Genomic DNA, 17,229 nt, shown 5'->3' on the forward strand with positions numbered 1-17,229 from the left:
CTTTTACCTCTCAATCAGATCATAAATCTTGGTGATATTTGGTAATAAGGTCGTCACGAGTAACTGATCTCCTACCTCAAGCCTATCCTCTCCAGTAGGGAAGATTGTTTTTCCTTTTCGGATAATGGCTGCGATGAGAACCCCTTTCTTCAATTTCAGATGTGAAAGAGGTTTGGCAGTCATTTTATTAGCTTCCTTGATTTGGAATTGAAGAGTTTCAATTTGACCGTTTGCGAGATGGTGCATGGCTTGAAGGTCTGAGTACTGAGCGTTCACTCGACCACGGATAAAGTGCATAATGGTATCCACTGCGATGCTTTTGGGTGTGATGATACTTGAAAAATCAGGTGCATGGATAATCTCTAAAAGGCTAGTTCGATTCACCTTAGTGATATTCTTATGGACACCAACACGGTCTAAGAACATAGAGGTAATGATGTTTTCCTCATCAACCCCAGTCAAAGTTGCAACTGCATCATAGTTGGGAGCACTTTCCTCAAGCAAGATATCTTTGGCAGTTCCATCTCCCTGCACAATATAGAGATTTGGAAATTTTTCACTGAAGAGACGAGCTCTCTCAGGATTAATCTCGATAACTTTAGTGTCAATACGGCTATCTTTTAAAATGCCAAGTAGGTAATAAGCAATTTTTCCAGCACCAACGATGAGCAAGCTTTTCACTGCACGTGATTTGAAATAGTTATGGAAGAGCATCATATCCACACGATTCCCAGTAACAAAAATTCTATCTCTATCCTGAATCGTGATATCACCGCTCGGAATCATAAGTTGATGATCTCGTTCCATAGCGCAGACAATGATATTGCCAAATTTTTTACGAAAATCTGAGATTGGCATTTGACAGAGACCACTGGAATCTTTGACAACAAACTCCATCAGGTTGACCCGTCCCCCTGAGAACCGCTCAACTGAGAGTGCATTCGGGAAATCAATGATATTTGAGATAGCACGGGCGGCTAGGAGTTCTGGGTTAACGATAAGTGAGAATCCAAGAATATTTTTCTCTTTGAAATAGGTATTGGAGTATTCAGGATTTCGCACTCGAACGATAGTCTCTTTAGCGCCCATTTTTTTAGCAAGTACTGCTGAAATCATATTCACTTCATCGTGTTCCGTTAGAGCGATAAAGATATCACACTCTTGAACGCCGGCTTGCTCTAAGATAGCAAAGTCTGCTCCATTTCCAAGGAGTCCCATGATATCAAAGCGACTGACAATATGATTGAGAACAGCCTCATCTTGTTCGATGAGGACAACGTCGTGTTTTTCTGCAACCAGTGAACGACAGAGGGCGAAACCGACTTTCCCTCCACCAACAAGGACAATTTTCATATAAAAACCCTACTTTTTCATGATGTAACTATCATACCCTTTTTTCGCAAAAAATGCACTTGCCAAGCCATTTCAGAGGATAAGAAAAGCTTTTTTTAAGTTTTCAAAGATAAAATCGGTCACCTTTCATAGAAATGTCTATTATATGAAATGATTTCGCTCATTTAATATCCTTTCTCAGAAAAAGAATGACTAAGTATGGAAATATTATCAAAAAAAGTAAAAAAATCAAGTCATTTCTATTGACAATGGTTCTGAAAGTGTTATACTAAGAAAGTAGTTTCGCTGATTTACTTCAAACCTGTTGTGAGGTAAGTTAACGACGCCTTAACCACGCTGTTTGCTGAGCTTGACTCCGGGCAGTGTGGCTATTTTTTTGCAATGATAAAAGGAAGCCAATTATGACAAATCACATTGTTTTATTTGAACCTCAGATTCCACAAAATACTGGCAACATCGCGCGTACTTGTGCTGCGACCAATTCTCCCCTCCACATCATCAAACCAATGGGCTTTCCTATCGATGACCGCAAGATGAAGCGAGCAGGTTTGGATTACTGGGATAAGTTAGAGATTTATTTTTATGACAGTTTGGAAGATTTTATGTCTCAGATGAAGGGTAAACTCTATCTGATTTCGAAATTCGCGGAAAAGGTGTACTCTGAGGCAGATTTATCGACTGATGAAGCCCATTATTTTCTCTTCGGACGTGAAGACAAGGGCTTGCCTGAGGACTTTATGAGAGAACATCCTGAGAAAGCTCTCCGTATCCCGATGAATGATGAACATGTCCGCAGTCTCAATGTTTCCAATACGGTCTGCATGATTGTCTATGAGGCTCTTCGTCAGCAACATTTTGCTGGTTTAGAGCTCGTTCACACCTATGAAGCGGATAAATTGAAATAAACAAAATGCTTGCACTTGCAAGCGTTTTTTGTTATGATTAAAGGGTCTTCAGGGCTGGGTGTGATTCCCGACCGGCGGTGACTTTAACTAGCTATTTTGGCTTTCTCGTCCTTGTCTTGTCTCGATATACTTTAAGTATTATCTTCGACTGCGACGCCTAGATTACTCCAAGATATCTTAGTTAAAGAAGTCCGCGAGCGCAAGCTGATGTGGTGCGATTCCACAACCGACAGTATAGTCTGGATGGGAGAAGACGAAAGAATAGCCTTGTCTGTTCTGATGAGTTTATAGATAAATTGCAACCGCTTGCTCAAAAGAGTGAGGGGGGAACTTTTGGGATATAAAAAGTGAGAATAGATAGAGGGATCCTTTCCAACTTCTTCTGATTTTATAGAAAATTGGAGGAACCTGTTATGACAAACACACGTCGACTTTCGACCATTGCGATTTTATCAGCCATTTCATTTGTGCTGATGTACTTTGACTTTCCGCTCTTGCCAGCGGCGACCTTCCTCAAGATCGAGTTTAGTATCTTGCCAGTCCTTGTGGGCTTGGTGGTGATGGATTTGCCAGCTGCTCTAGGAATTCTCTTGCTGCGCTCACTCTTGAAGTTGCTTCTCAATAGCCAGGGAGTGAATACTTACATTGGCTTGCCAATGAATATCGTAGCCTTGGGAGTTTTTGTTATCGCTTTTGGTTTGATTTGGAAAAAGGAACGCAGCACCCTTCGTTTCCTACTGGCATCTCTAGCGGGAACTGTCGGCTTGACTGCGGCTATGTTGCTTCTCAACTATGTTTATGCGGTTCCTTTGTACGCGCAATTTGCCAACTTTGATATTGGAAAAATTTTGGGACTTTCCAACTACCTAATGACCATGGTTTTACCTTTTAACTTGATTGAGGGTATCATCTTTGCCGTTTCATTCTGGTTGTTGTATGTCCTCTTGAAACCAACCTTAAAACATTATGAGAGATAAACAAATATTTTTAATGAAGGGCAGTTTTGCCCTTTTACTTTTCGTCCTTCTTGGCTATATGGTTAAGTTCTATCCTGAAACGCTGGTCGGTTTTGATCAACCGATTCAGACTGCCCTTCGTGGGGACTTGCCAGATTATTTGACAGTTCTGTTCCGTGCCCTTACGCATTTGATTGATATCCCAGTGATTATCACTTGGGTTGCCATTGCAGCCTTTATCTTTTATCGTAGGCATTGGAAGATAGAAAGCTACTTCATGGCGGGTAATCTGGCCTTAGCCGGTCTTTTAATCGTGACTTTTAAAAATGTCTACCAGCGACCACGACCAGCTATCTTACATCTAGTCGAGGAGAAGGGATTTTCCTTCCCAAGTGGGCATTCTCTGGCTGTAACGTTGATGGTAGGGACTTTGATTATCATTCTCAGTCAACGGATTAAAGATCCAGTCTGGAGAAAAATCGTGCAAATCGTCCTTGGCTTCTACCTAGTCAGTGTGTTGCTATCTCGGGTCTATCTGGGAGTTCACTACCCATCAGATGTTCTTGCCAGTTTCTGTGTGGGCTTGGGAGTCTTGTTTATCGAATTTCCTTTCTATGACAAGCTTCGCTTCCAATGGCGATTTAAAGGCAAGCAGAAGTGAGTATCAAATTTCCTTGAGGAGAAAGAAATGAAAGTCAACATAAAAGCTCTCCATCCGACTCAACTATACTTATCAGAAAAGAAACTAGAAGGTATCCAGACACTTTATCAGTCGGCAGAAATAATCAATGTTGCTCCAATCAGTATTCTTGCGTTCGGAGATTGCTTGTTTATTACAGATGGCCATCACAGGGCTTATCAGGCTTTATTGGCGGGTAGGAATATGATTTCTGCTGAGTGGGATAGAGATGGTGGCGATGAACTATATCATCTCTATGCGCAAGCTTGCGAGGAAAGAAAGATTTACTCTGTTTTGGATTTAAAAGACTGTATCTTAGCTCAAGATGAGTATGAAGCAAAATGGTATAACTGGTGCGATGGTTTTAATCAAGCAGCAACTCTTTTATTGAAAAGGAAAGCGGATGAAACAGATCTTACAAATAGGTAGTGCATTGCGTCTTGTTCCTTTTTATATTGAAATTAGTCTGGTCTAACTTGTTTTTTAACTAAAAATCTGATAAACTATGTAGTAATCGAATAGAAATCCGCAAGACTAGTAACTCAAGGGAAGTATATCAGGGAGGAGAGCCGTGACTGCAAGCTCTCTATATGAAAGCTGGGTGAATTCACTTGCGCATGGATTTAGAAATGAAGGTCTGACTTATCAGATGAAACGGATGGTACCGCGTGTCAACGCTCCGAGTGGAGTTTTTGGCATGTGGTTTTCTTTTTATCTACGAGAGACTGATGGAGGAATTATGTCAACTATTGAAGAACAATTAAAAGCGCTTCGTGAAGAAACGCTGGCTAGCTTGAAGCAGATTTCTGCTGAAAATGAAAAAGAGATGCAGGATTTGCGTGTCTCTGTCCTAGGTAAAAAAGGTTCGCTTACTGAAATCCTCAAAGGGATGAAAGATGTGTCGGCTGAGATGCGCCCAATCATCGGGAAACACGTCAACGAGGCTCGTGATGTTTTGACGGCCGCTTTTGAAGAAACGGCTAAGCTCTTGGAAGAAAAGAAAGTCGCAGCTCAACTGACTAGTGAGAGTATCGATGTAACACTTCCAGGTCGTCCAGTTGCGACTGGTCACCGTCATGTTCTTACACAAACCAGTGAAGAAATCGAAGATATTTTCATCGGGATGGGGTACCAAGTCGTGGATGGTTTTGAAGTGGAGCAAGACTACTATAACTTCGAGCGTATGAACCTTCCAAAAGATCACCCAGCTCGTGATATGCAGGATACTTTCTACATCACAGAAGAAATCTTGCTTCGTACTCACACGTCTCCAGTTCAAGCGCGTGCCATGGACGCCCATGATTTTTCAAAAGGTCCTTTGAAAATGATCTCACCAGGGCGTGTGTTCCGTCGTGATACGGACGATGCGACCCACAGTCACCAGTTCCACCAAATCGAAGGATTGGTTGTTGGGAAAAACATCTCCATGGCAGATCTTCAAGGAACCCTTCAGTTGATTGTCCAAAAGATGTTTGGTGAAGAGCGTCAAATTCGTCTGCGCCCATCTTATTTCCCATTCACAGAGCCATCTGTTGAGGTGGATGTTTCTTGCTTCAAGTGTGGTGGAGAAGGCTGTAACGTATGTAAGAAAACAGGTTGGATTGAGATTATGGGAGCCGGTATGGTTCACCCACGTGTCCTTGAAATGAGTGGAATCGATGCGACTGTTTACTCTGGATTTGCCTTTGGTCTTGGACAAGAGCGTGTAGCTATGCTCCGTTACGGAATCAACGATATCCGTGGATTCTACCAAGGAGATGTCCGCTTCTCAGAACAGTTTAAATAATGATTAGAAAAGTAGAAATGGCAGATGTTGAGATGTTGGCTAAAATTGCCAAACAAACCTTTCGTGAAACATTTGCGCATGATAATACGGAAGAGCAGTTACAGGAATACTTTGAAGAGGCATATAGTCTGAGAACTTTGTCAACTGAGTTGGAAAATCCTGACTCCGAAACTTATTTCATTATGCATGAAGAGGAGATAGCCGGTTTTCTCAAAGTCAACTGGGGAAATGCTCAAACTGAGAGGGAATTAGAGAACGCTTTTGAAATTCAACGCCTCTATGTGCTACAAACATATCAAGGATTTGGACTTGGTAAGCAACTGTTTGAATTCGCTCTGGAACTTGCCGAAAAAAATGGTTTTTCCTGGGCTTGGCTAGGTGTTTGGGAACATAATACAAAAGCTCAAGCATTTTATAATCGATATGGTTTTGAAAAATTTAGCCAACATCATTTTATGGTTGGTCAAAAAGTAGATACGGATTGGTTACTGAAAAAGAAATTAAGGTAAGAAGAGGATTCTTCTATTGAAATGATAGGAAAGGAAAAAACTAGAGTGACAACTGTCATTCTGGAAAACTAAATTATGCTTGTATCTTATAAATGGTTAAAAGAATTGGTGGACATTGATGTGCCATCACAAGAGTTGGCTGAAAAAATGTCAACCACAGGGATCGAGGTAGAAGGTGTCGAATCACCGGCTGCCGGTCTCTCAAAAATTGTCGTCGGTGAGGTCTTGTCTTGCGAAGATGTGCCAGAAACTCACCTTCATGTTTGTCAGGTTAACGTTGGCGAAGAAGAAGCCCGTCAAATCGTTTGTGGTGCACCGAATGTGCGTGCTGGTATCAAGGTTATGGTGGCTCTTCCAGGTGCTCGCATCGCTGACAACTACAAGATTAAAAAAGGAAAAATCCGTGGTTTGGAGTCACTTGGAATGATCTGTTCACTTGGTGAATTGGGAATTTCTGACTCAGTTGTACCAAAGGAATTCGCAGATGGCATCCAAATCTTGCCAGAAGATGCTGTTCCTGGGGATGAAGTCTTTTCTTACCTAGACTTGGATGATGAGATCATCGAACTTTCTATCACACCAAATCGTGCAGATGCTCTATCTATGCGTGGAGTAGCGCACGAAGTGTCAGCCATCTATGACAAGGCAGTTAGCTTTAAAGAATTTACCTTAACAGAAACAAATGAATCTGCAGCAGATGCTCTTTCTGTCAACATTGACACAGACAAGGCGCCTTACTATGCAGCCCGTATCTTGGACAATGTGACCATCGCACCAAGTCCACAATGGTTGCAAAATATCCTCATGAATGAAGGCATCCGTCCGATTAACAATGTGGTCGACGTGACCAACTATATTCTACTCTACTTTGGTCAGCCTATGCATGCCTTTGACTTGGATACCTTTGAAGGCAATGACATCCGTGTGCGTGAAGCGCGTGCTGGTGAAAAGTTGGTGACCTTGGACGGTGAAGAACGTGAGTTGGAAACAAATGATTTAGTGATTACTGTCGCTGACAAACCAGTCGCCCTTGCAGGTGTCATGGGTGGAGAGGCTACAGAAATCTCTGAAAAATCTAGTCGTGTTGTGTTAGAAGCTGCTGTTTTCAATGGCACATCCATTCGTAAGACTAGCGGACGCCTTAACCTTCGTTCGGAATCATCTTCTCGTTTTGAAAAAGGGATCAATGTGGCAACAATCAATGAGGCCTTGGATGCTGCAGCTAGCATGATTGCAGAACTTGCAGGTGCGACGGTGCGTAAGGGCATCGTTTCAGCGGGTGAGCTTGACACTTCAGATGTAGAAGTATCTTCAACTCTTGCCGATGTCAACCGTGTCCTTGGAACAGAACTTTCATACGCTGATGTCGAAGATGTCTTCCGTCGTCTTGGCTTTGGTCTTTCTGGAAATGAAGACAGCTTTACCGTTAGCGTTCCACGTCGTCGTTGGGATATCGCCATCGAAGCGGACCTCTTTGAAGAAATCGCTCGTATCTATGGTTATGACCGTTTGCCAACCAGTCTTCCAAAAGATGATGGTACAGCAGGTGAACTGACTGCAACACAAAAATTGCGTCGCCAAGTCCGTACGATTGCTGAAGGGGCAGGCTTGACAGAAATCATTACCTACGCTCTAACAACTCCTGAAAAAGCAGTTGAGTTCACAGCTCAACCAAGTAACCTTACAGAACTTATGTGGCCAATGACAGTGGATCGCTCCGTTCTTCGTCAAAATATGGTCTCAGGTATCCTTGATACGGTTGCCTACAATGTGGCTCGTAAGAACAAAAACTTGGCTCTTTACGAGATTGGAAAAGTCTTTGAACAAACAGGCAATCCAAAAGAAGACCTACCAAACGAAATCAACAGCTTTGCCTTTGCCTTGACAGGCTTGGTTGCTGAAAAAGACTTCCAAACGGCAGCAGTTCCAGTTGATTTCTTCTATGCTAAGGGAATCCTTGAAGCGCTTTTTGCTCGCTTGGGGCTTGAAGTGACTTATACAGCAACAGCTGAGATGGCAAGCCTCCATCCAGGACGGACAGCCGTGATTTCACTCGGTGACCAAGTTCTTGGTTTCCTTGGGCAAGTGCATCCAGTTACTGCGAAGGCCTACGATATCCCAGAAACTTATGTAGCTGAACTTAACCTTTCAGCCATCGAAGCTGCCCTCCAACCGGCTGCTCCATTTGTGGAAATTACCAAATTCCCAGCTGTTAGTCGTGATATTGCTCTACTTCTCAAGGCAGAAGTCACTCACCAAGAAGTTGTAGATGCTATCCAAGCTGCCGGCGTGAAACGTTTGACAGATATCAAACTCTTTGACGTCTTCTCAGGTGAAAAATTAGGACTTGGTATGAAGTCAATGGCCTATAGCTTGACCTTCCAAAATCCAGAAGACAGCTTGACAGACGAAGAAGTCGCACGCTACATGGAAAAAATCCAAGCATCACTCGAAGAAAAAGTCAATGCAGAAGTGCGTTAACTCATCAATCCATCCTTAGGGGTGGATTTTTAGTTTTAAGAGAACGGTTCAGAAGAGAAAAGCGACAGTTGAGGAGAAAGACACCCTATCCAATTTTTAATGAGCTATACTAAACCTATTACTAGAGCGCTTAAAAACCTTGGATTTGGTAGATTTTTACTATAAATAATATCGATAAAAATGGACATAAAGCGTTGTAAAGGCTATCAAAAAGGAGTATAATAAGTGCAACATATCTCGGAGGTGGAAGATGCTAGAAGTAAGAAATCTAGAGAAAAGTTTCGGTCCCAAGCAAGTCTTGTTTGGTGTCGATTTTCAGGCAAGTCCAGGAAGGATTCTGGGCTTGGTCGGGAAGAATGGTGCTGGGAAAACAACGATTTTCCACAGTATGTTGAAATTTTTAGAGTATCAAGGAGAGATCAGTCTGGATGGGCAGGAGATTCGTCAGGAAACCTACGCTCGGATTGGCTATTTGCCTGAGGAACGCAGTCTCATGCCCAAGCTGACAGTCCTTGAACAAGTTCGCTACTTGGCGACTCTAAAAGGTATGGATGCTAAGGAAGTCAAGGAAAAACTCCCTCAATGGATGGAGAAATTGGAAGTGAAGGGGAAATTGACCGACAAAATCAAGAGCCTCTCCAAAGGAAATCAGCAGAAAATTCAGCTCATTATCACCCTAATCCATGAGCCAGACTTGATTATCTTGGATGAGCCTTTTAGTGGTTTGGATCCAGTCAATACCGAGTTGCTCAAACAAGTCATCTTGAAAGAGAAAGAGCGTGGTGCAATCATTATCTTTTCTGACCATGTCATGACCAATGTCGAGGAGCTTTGCGATGATATTCTGATGATTCGTGATGGGCGTGTGGTCTTGCATGGACCTGTTCAGGATGTTCGCAATCAATACGGGAAAACACGTCTCTTTGTTTCAAGTGAACGAAGCAAGGAAGAACTGGAAAGTCTTCCTCATGTCAAACAGGTGAGCTTGACCAAGCAAGGTAGTTGGAAATTGATCCTAGATGATGAGAGCGCTGGAAGGGAACTCTTCCCCATCCTCACTCAAGGTCAATACATCGCGACCTTTGACCAACAAGCTCCAACAATCGATGAAATCTTTAAACTAGAATCAGGGGTGGAAGTATGAGAAATATGTGGGTTGTAATGAAGGAAACCTATCTTCGACATGTCAAGTCGTGGAGTTTCTTCTTTATGGTGATTTCGCCGTTCCTCTTTTTAGGATTATCTGTAGGAATCGGCTATCTCCAAAATTCTTCGATGGCTAAAAATAGCAAGGTAGCAGTAGTAACAACAGTGCCATCTGTAGCTGAGGGACTCAAGGGTACCAATGGTATCAACTTTGATTATAAGGATGAAGCCAGTGCTCAAGCTGCTATCAAGGATGAGAAAATCAAGGGTTACCTAACCATTGACCAAGAGGACAGCGTTCTCAAGGCTGTCTATCATGGTGAAACCTCTCTTGAAAGTGGCATTAAGTTAGCAGTAACCAATAAGTTAAATGAACTGCAATATCAACTCAATCGTTCGGCAGCCAATTTGTCTCAAGAACAGGAAAAACGCCTGAGTCAAACCGTTGACTTTACTGAGAAGATTGATGAATCTAAGGAAAACAAAAAAATTGTTCAAACCATTGCGGCCGCTGGGCTTGGTTTCTTCCTTTATATGATTTTGATTACCTATGCTAGTGTTACTGCTCAGGAAGTAGCTAGCGAGAAAGGAACCAAAATCATGGAAGTGGTCTTCTCTAGTATTCAAGCTAGCCATTATTTCTACGCTCGTATGCTGGCTCTGCTCCTTGTGATTTTGACTCATATTGGCATTTACGTCGTGGGTGGACTTGCTGCCATTCTGCTCTTTAAAGACCTACCAATCTTGGCTCAATCTGGTATTTTAAATCATCTAGGAGATGCCTTCTCGCTCAATACCTTATTGTTTGTCTTGGTTAGCCTCTTTATGTACGTTGTTTTAGCAGCCTTTCTAGGTTCTATGGTTTCTCGTCCTGAGGATTCAGGGAAAGCCTTGTCACCATTGATGATCTTGATTATCGCAGGATTCGTTGGAGTGACTGCTCTAGGTGCTGCTGGTGACAATTTAGTTCTGAAAATTGGTTCCTATATTCCTTTCATCTCGACCTTCTTTATGCCATTTAGAGCTATAAATGGGTATGCAAGTGGTCTAGAAGCTTGGATTTCGCTTGCCATAACGGTTGTTTTTGCAGTCATTGCAACAGCCTTTATCGGACGCATGTATGCTAGTCTAGTCCTTCAAACGGATGATTTGGGAATCTGGAAAACCTTTAAACGTGCCTTAGCTTACAAATAGGAGAGCCTCGCGAAAGCGAGGTTTTTCTAGATATTAAACAGCGAAATCAGTAAAAATATTTTTCATATCTATTGACTTTTAGTAGTAAAATTTGGTATGATAGTAGACGGTATTGTTTACCCCATTTGTAAGGCCCCGGAACCTTTCAAATACCCCGCGGACCGGAACATCCGCCCAGTAAACAAAAACGATATTCATATAGGAGAAATCATGAACAAAACTACATTCATGGCTAAACCAGGCCAAGTAGAACGCAAATGGTACGTTGTTGACGCAACTGATGTACCTCTTGGACGCCTTTCAGCAGTTGTTGCTAGTGTACTTCGCGGAAAAAACAAACCAACATTCACACCACACACTGATACAGGTGACTTCGTAATCGTTATCAATGCTGAAAAAGTTAAATTGACTGGTAAAAAAGCAACTGATAAGATCTATTACACTCACTCAAACCACCCAGGTGGATTGAAACAAATCTCTGCTGGTGAACTTCGTTCTAAAAATGCAGTACGTTTGATCGAAAAATCAGTTAAAGGTATGCTTCCACACAATACTCTTGGCCGCGCTCAAGGTATGAAATTGAAAGTATTCGTTGGAGCTGAGCACACTCACGCTGCACAACAACCAGAAGTTCTTGATATTTCAGGACTTATCTAAGGAAAGGAACAATAAAGTATGTCACAAGCACAATATGCAGGTACTGGACGTCGTAAAAACGCTGTTGCACGCGTTCGCCTTGTTCCAGGAACTGGTAAAATCACTGTTAACAAAAAAGATGTTGAAGAGTACATCCCACACGCTGACCTTCGTCTCGTTATCAACCAACCATTCGCAGTTACTTCAACTGTAGGTTCATACGACGTTTTCGTTAACGTTGTAGGTGGTGGATACGCTGGTCAAGCAGGAGCTATCCGTCACGGTATCGCTCGTGCCCTTCTTCAAGTAGACCCAGATTTCCGCGATTCATTGAAACGCGCAGGACTTCTTACTCGTGACTCACGTAAAGTTGAACGTAAGAAACCAGGTCTTAAGAAAGCTCGTAAAGCTAGCCAGTTCTCTAAACGTTAAGAACCAGCTACAATACAGCATTTACAACACTTCATGGTTCACACCATGGGGTGTTTTTTTGATGATTTTTAGCAAAATTCACACCATTTTTCACACCAAATTCACACCATTACTTTTTAAGATTGCGATAAGCAATCTCTCCAACAGCCATTGGAATGACATTTGAAGTATTTACATAAGTCTTAGTTGTAAGGGTATCGCTATGAGTAAGAGCCTCTGAAATAGCTTCAAGTGAAGTTCCTGCTTGTTTAGCTAGAGTTGCACCTGTATGGCGTAATTTGTGAGGTGTAGCGTGTGTCAGCTCCTTATGACGGTGTTTGACAGATTTCATTTTATTGTTAAGATAGTCAGAGTGCAGGGGGCTATTAACATTACCCTTCATATCGATATAAGTAAAGACATATTGTTCATCAGATTGAATAATACCAAATTTTGCCAGCTCAGTTTTTTGTTGCTTTTTCCAAGATTGGAGCAATTCAGTTAGTTCAATAGGGATTTGAAAAGTTGTTTTCTTGTTCCCTTTTGTAGATTTTACATTTTTATATTTATCTAAGGCTTGAACCAATTGAATTTCCTGTTTCTTGATGTTAATGTGCTTCCATTGCAAGCCATAGCTTTCGGATTTTCTATCTCCTAAGAAAAAGGTAGTATAGAATAGCACATAATCTTTGAATGAGAGCTTCCCGTTTTCTAAATCATCTTCAAAAGCTGTAAACCATGCTTGAAGTTCTTCTTGAGATAGGTATAAATCTTCATCTTTTTTAGATTCTTGCAACTTGATTTTCTTAGTGGCTTTGATACGACTTATTGTTTTAGATAGGCGGTTTGTTTCGATATATTCTAATTCTTCCGCCCAGTCAAAGATAGAGTTAACGTAGCTCCTGATAACTTTGAAATTTGCATATTCTTCAGCCTTTTGAGTTAATAGATTTAAAACAACTTGTTTATTTTGATTAAGAAACTCAATAGAGTAGTTGCCAAGCATAGGTAAGATATGTTTTCTAAAGGCAATTTCTGTACCAGTTATAGTAGCTTGAGAAGGTGGCTTAGTCGTAGAAGTGGTTTGTCCTGCTTTGTAGGATTCCCACCAAACGTTTTTATAGAAGTCAGAAAAGAGTATAGAACCATTATTTTCTAGTAAGGCTGATTCTCTACTAAGAATTTTGTCAATCTTGTTTTGAAGTTCTAGTTCGTATTTTTTTGCTTCACTCCTTGTTTTGAACCGTTTTTCAATCACTTTCTTATCGACACCTAGTGAAGACTTAACTTCCTCAGGAATGTAGATTCGTAAGCGATAAGTTCCATTTTTAGTTTTTGTAATTGACATAGTATTCTCCTTTTTAATTGAGCTAGAAAAATACCGTGATTTCATTATAACAAACCACGGTAGAAATTCTACTGATTTTGTAACCAGCGATTGATTTCTGCTTTATCAAAGCGAATAGTTTTTCCAACTCTAATGTAAGGTAATCCTTTTTTAATCCAACTGTCTAGAGTATTGTTTGAGATGCCTAGATAGTGGCAAGCCTGTTGTTTATTTAAAAACGGACTATCAAGGTTACTATTGTTCAATCTATTTTCAATTTCTTTTTTGATAAGTTCAGCAAGTAGGAGCTGAATTTGTCGAACTTGTTCATCTGGTAGAATTACTTGCATCTGTTCCTCCAATGTATGTTATAATAGAGGTATCAAGAGATACCCTATTTACTTTTCTTGATTATCTGCAACCTCGTCCTCGCTCGTCACAGTTTTGGACGGGGTTTTTGATTTGTCGTACTCCCATAAATCCCATTGATTGTTGAGTCCAACCTTTGAAACTAGCATGGATAGAAGCTCTTCTTTACTTTTCATTTCGTTATCAGGTGTAAAATCGTAAGATAAGTAAGTATCATATCCAATCTCTGGGATTCGTCTCAGATTATTCAATGTTCTTGTAGGGTGAGATTCATAAAAAATAGGTTCATCCCCCACACCTTTTAACGTTGCTAGATGTTCAATTCTTCGAACATATTGTGATAAATCCTCACGATTATTCCCTTTAGTATGATAGAAGAAGGTCAAAGGATGTTTAGAACTTGTGATAATAATGACCTTAGCAGCGCCTATTTTATTTTGATAACGAGCTGAGATAGGACTAATATTATATGGATCTAAAACTTTTAACCAGTCTGAAGCGGTTAAGCTATCTCCTCGGACATCATCGAGTAGTAGTATCTCTTCCCCGTTTACCTCATCAAACATATTTGTACCTGCGGTCAGGACTGATTGCCATTTTTTATTATTCAGCTTTGCTAACTGAATAAGACTTTTTGCTATCTCTTTTGCAAATGTTGACTTGCCAAGTCCAGATGCACCGTGTATGAATAGGATTGTCTTTTTGAACTCTCCGTTTTCCAGTTCATCTTTTGTTCTGGCACACTTAATTTCTCCAATGCTTTTAATTGCGTCGTTTACTCTAACTTTATGAACTGTATAAAGAGTATGATATTGCTTATTAAGTAGTATTTCTTTTTTTGTAATATTCTCGTTCAGAATGTTATCTATTAATAAGTCGATATCCTCATAACTCTGCTGTACTTCTTTTTTTGCTTTTCCTTTAAGCCAGCTTCCTTGTCTTTCGTGATAAACTTTTAAGTAGTCTTTACCTGTTAGAGAAATTACTTCATCAGGGCTGTATTGATACTTATCTTTATCTTTGGCATGAATTAAGTAAGCTAACAAGTTATCGTAGCCATACCTTCCAGACTTCGCTTTTTCTAGATATTCAGGTTTTAGTCCGATTTGTACAGCTAAATCAGTTAGTGTTGCACCTTTCTCAAACTTGAGTAAAGCGTGAATATGTGGCTTTTTTAGCTTGGTAGTTGTTGTTCTAGTTACACTGTCAAAACCGATGGACGTGTCCTTGTCGTGTTTTATGGCGTAAGCCTCGGAAACAGTTGCTATTTCACTAACTCTTCTGACAATTTCCTCAAGAATTTTTTCGATATTTTCAGATTTAATGAGTTCTTCATCCCAACCATTTTTCCAATATTTCGTCTCAAAGTATTGTGTAATTGCTACAGAAGTCAAAAGTGCTTCTTTTTTCTTTGTTGCCATGTATAATTAACCTTTCTTTTTTAACTATTCTTTAATTATTCTTTTAACTATTCTAGTGTTAGACCGTTGACAAGCCCAGTCTAACATGTGCGTAGAATAATTAAAAATTAAATTGTAGTAATTCTTGGGGCTTTGCCCCAAACCCCAGCCTCTCCTGCCCGATGATAAATCATCGACCTGAGAACGCTTGCCAGCTAACAAGGGACGGGTAGTATTTTTCTTCGCTTCACTCCTTGCCTTCGGCATCGTTACGCTTGAAAAATCTCCCCCCTCTAGCCCTTGCAAGCAGTCATTTTTCTGCTGGCAATGTCGTGCCGACACTAAACCGATGATGAAACTTCAAAATAAGCTTACTGTCGTACCTAACAAGTGTAGCAGAAAAAGCGCTAGCTATATCTTGAAAATAGCTCTTGTATCCGCTGATTTAACCGTTCGTCGTCTCTTACTTGAATAGTGCGAAACATCTTAACAGGTTCCCCTTCTAGCTGGAAATAGCCATATCCTCTAGGTTTTACTGAAACTTCATCCTTTTCCATATCAGGAAAAAGGAGTTGTCTGTTGTTTGTTGCTAGCAGAAAGCTAGTTGATAAGGATATGACACAATTAAAATTGTAGCGCCCTGGCAAATCAGACATTAAGAAACGTTGACTAGATAAAATGATTCGTAAACCTAAACTTCTGCCCATACTGTTGAGCATTAATATTTTTGATAAAACATCTTTATGTTTCTTCTTATCTGTTTGTTCTAGATAAGCAAGGAAAGCTTGCCACTCATCAAAAATCAAGTAAAGATTATGAGAGTTTTCTTCTTGTTTATTAAGTCTATTTTCAAAGCGTTGGTAGACTGTTTCAAAAAGTTCTAGACAGTTAAAACCTCTTGCCACATGGTCACCAGACATTGAAAACATTTCCTCATCTGCTTTAAAATCCAGAAAGTAAGCTTCAGCATCTGTATCATGAAATGAAATGAGGCCTAGAAGTCTTCTCAAAAAAGTAGATTTTCCCGAACCAGACGGGCCTGCGATTATCCATGCAAAAAATCGGTTAATGTCAACAGTGACAGGGGAGGGTTGTCCCCTGACGTTGACGTCGAAAACGTTTTTTATCATGCTAGAAATCCTCTTCTCTTTGAGGTTTTTGCATTAGAATCATGTCATTAGTTGACACTAAACGAACTTTGATTGCAAGAAAGGGATCACGCTTATAGCGACTTACAACGCAATCTGTAGAATCGTTTGACATAGTTTTTACAACTTGTCTTGCTTTTGTTGCAAAGTCTTCAAGAAGAAGATCGGAGATTTCTTGGTTAATGTGAACAAAGTAGATACCTTGTTCTGCTACCTCTACTCCCTGGACGAAAGTCAATGAAGAAATTGGTAGTTCTGTTACACCGACTTCTGTTAACCAGTTATAGAAGCTATCAAATAAAGGATTAATAGCAGTTTGACCTCTTTGTTTGTATCGATGCCAAGCTAGAGAGAAAATTTCTCCATCTGTCACAAGCCACAGAAACAACAAAGAACCTAATATAAATGGAACTATCCATAGCAGAAACTTAAGAAGTAGTGCTATTAAAACAAAGGTAATTGACGCTATGAAAATCTGATAGTACCACTCTAGCTCTTTTAGTTTTTTTAAGATTTTCTTCATAAGCCACCTCTTTCTATTTGAGCGAAATGTCGGCAAGTTCAGTGACTAGAGCCAAGCCGATTGGCTGCTTGAGTTTGTCAAGTACAAATGATAACTCATACTTGCTAATTACGATGTCAGCGTTAATCAAACCATCTAAATTCTCGTTTTGATAGTTCTTTAACTTGACTTTGAAGGTTGGACAGTAAGATTCTTGAGCAATACTAGCAAACTGTTCGTAGATTTTTTTATCTACGCATGTTAAAGATGCCCAAAAAAGTTGATTTTCTCGACCTTCGTTTATGATCCCGCTGTTTGTATCGACTACTTTAATATCAGATGGGACATCAACATAAGTTGATAAATCATCTAAAAATGCTTTTGAGTTGTTGCGGTTACCCACAGTTAGTTTTTTTTCTTTTGGCAT

General features: G+C 40.4%; 18 protein-coding genes and 1 riboswitch. Of the genes, 11 read left to right on the forward strand and 7 right to left on the reverse strand.

From position 1 onward, the window contains the following. Positions 1-3: 3 nt before the first annotated feature. Positions 4-1,353 (reverse strand): Trk system potassium transporter TrkA, encoded by a 1,350-nt coding sequence (gene trkA, locus ATE34_RS08840; protein WP_084911733.1) that lies wholly within the window; start codon positions 1,351-1,353, stop codon positions 4-6. Between the two features lie 401 nt (positions 1,354-1,754). Here trkA and ATE34_RS08850 point away from each other — a divergent pair, with 401 nt between their 5' ends. From ATE34_RS08850 to rpsI, 11 genes are all read left to right on the forward strand, one after another. After that, positions 1,755-2,258 carry a tRNA (cytidine(34)-2'-O)-methyltransferase gene (locus tag ATE34_RS08850; protein WP_000181366.1) on the forward strand — a complete coding sequence of 168 codons (504 nt, stop codon included), beginning with the start codon at positions 1,755-1,757 and terminating at the stop codon, positions 2,256-2,258. Between the two features lie 40 nt (positions 2,259-2,298). Continuing rightward, positions 2,299-2,517: riboswitch (FMN riboswitch) on the forward strand. A gap of 154 nt (positions 2,518-2,671) precedes the next feature. Beyond that, positions 2,672-3,235 carry an ECF transporter S component gene (locus ATE34_RS08855; protein WP_084911735.1) on the forward strand — a complete coding sequence of 188 codons (564 nt, stop codon included), beginning with the start codon at positions 2,672-2,674 and terminating at the stop codon, positions 3,233-3,235. After that, on the forward strand, positions 3,225-3,875 hold the full coding sequence (locus ATE34_RS08860; protein ID WP_084911737.1) for a phosphatase PAP2 family protein: 651 nt from the start codon (positions 3,225-3,227) through the stop codon (positions 3,873-3,875). Before ATE34_RS08855 ends, ATE34_RS08860 begins: the two co-directional genes overlap by 11 nt. Positions 3,876-3,902: 27 nt before the next feature. Beyond that, complete coding sequence (locus tag ATE34_RS08865; RefSeq protein WP_084911739.1) at positions 3,903-4,322, forward strand: chromosome partitioning protein ParB; 420 nt, start codon at positions 3,903-3,905, stop codon at positions 4,320-4,322. 310 nt (positions 4,323-4,632) lie between these two features. Beyond that, the gene (gene pheS / locus ATE34_RS08870) at positions 4,633-5,679 is read left to right on the forward strand and encodes a phenylalanine--tRNA ligase subunit alpha (protein ID WP_084911780.1); all 1,047 of its coding nucleotides are present in this window, start codon (positions 4,633-4,635) and stop codon (positions 5,677-5,679) included. Further along, positions 5,679-6,188: a GNAT family N-acetyltransferase gene (locus ATE34_RS08875; protein ID WP_009730670.1), complete on the forward strand. Its 510-nt coding sequence runs from the start codon at positions 5,679-5,681 to the stop codon at positions 6,186-6,188. The genes pheS and ATE34_RS08875 overlap by 1 nt, the downstream gene beginning before the upstream one ends. 75 nt (positions 6,189-6,263) lie before the next feature. Beyond that, positions 6,264-8,669, forward strand: coding sequence for a phenylalanine--tRNA ligase subunit beta (gene pheT, locus ATE34_RS08880; RefSeq protein WP_084911741.1), 2,406 nt, complete (start codon positions 6,264-6,266; stop codon positions 8,667-8,669). A gap of 250 nt (positions 8,670-8,919) precedes the next feature. Next, positions 8,920-9,813, forward strand: coding sequence for an ABC transporter ATP-binding protein (locus ATE34_RS08885; protein ID WP_084911743.1), 894 nt, complete (start codon positions 8,920-8,922; stop codon positions 9,811-9,813). Next, the gene (locus ATE34_RS08890; RefSeq protein WP_084911745.1) at positions 9,810-11,009 is read left to right on the forward strand and encodes an ABC transporter permease; all 1,200 of its coding nucleotides are present in this window, start codon (positions 9,810-9,812) and stop codon (positions 11,007-11,009) included. Before ATE34_RS08885 ends, ATE34_RS08890 begins: the two co-directional genes overlap by 4 nt. Positions 11,010-11,219: 210 nt before the next feature. Continuing rightward, positions 11,220-11,666 carry a 50S ribosomal protein L13 gene (gene rplM, locus ATE34_RS08895; RefSeq protein ID WP_001044624.1) on the forward strand — a complete coding sequence of 149 codons (447 nt, stop codon included), beginning with the start codon at positions 11,220-11,222 and terminating at the stop codon, positions 11,664-11,666. Between the two features lie 18 nt (positions 11,667-11,684). Then, positions 11,685-12,077 carry a 30S ribosomal protein S9 gene (gene rpsI / locus ATE34_RS08900; RefSeq protein WP_000075969.1) on the forward strand — a complete coding sequence of 131 codons (393 nt, stop codon included), beginning with the start codon at positions 11,685-11,687 and terminating at the stop codon, positions 12,075-12,077. Between the two features lie 109 nt (positions 12,078-12,186). Here rpsI and ATE34_RS11135 read toward each other — a convergent pair whose 3' ends face one another. The 6 genes from ATE34_RS11135 to ATE34_RS08930 form a co-directional block, all read right to left on the reverse strand. After that, entirely contained in the window at positions 12,187-13,404 is a 1,218-nt protein-coding gene (locus ATE34_RS11135) for a tyrosine-type recombinase/integrase (RefSeq protein WP_180382695.1), read from the reverse strand. Positions 13,405-13,472: 68 nt separating this feature from the next. Continuing rightward, entirely contained in the window at positions 13,473-13,733 is a 261-nt protein-coding gene (locus ATE34_RS08910; protein ID WP_084911747.1) for a helix-turn-helix domain-containing protein, read from the reverse strand. 48 nt (positions 13,734-13,781) lie between these two features. After that, entirely contained in the window at positions 13,782-15,173 is a 1,392-nt protein-coding gene (locus tag ATE34_RS08915; protein ID WP_084911749.1) for a Rep family protein, read from the reverse strand. Positions 15,174-15,559: 386 nt separating this feature from the next. Further along, positions 15,560-16,282 (reverse strand): P-loop NTPase family protein, encoded by a 723-nt coding sequence (locus ATE34_RS08920; RefSeq protein WP_084911752.1) that lies wholly within the window; start codon positions 16,280-16,282, stop codon positions 15,560-15,562. Between the two features lies 1 nt (position 16,283). After that, positions 16,284-16,823 carry a hypothetical protein gene (locus ATE34_RS08925; protein ID WP_084911754.1) on the reverse strand — a complete coding sequence of 180 codons (540 nt, stop codon included), beginning with the start codon at positions 16,821-16,823 and terminating at the stop codon, positions 16,284-16,286. Between the two features lie 13 nt (positions 16,824-16,836). Next, on the reverse strand, positions 16,837-17,229 hold the full coding sequence (locus ATE34_RS08930) for a hypothetical protein (protein ID WP_084911755.1): 393 nt from the start codon (positions 17,227-17,229) through the stop codon (positions 16,837-16,839).

The organism is Streptococcus oralis subsp. tigurinus, assembly GCF_002093545.1.
Classification (GTDB): Bacteria; Bacillota; Bacilli; order Lactobacillales; family Streptococcaceae; genus Streptococcus; species Streptococcus oralis_C.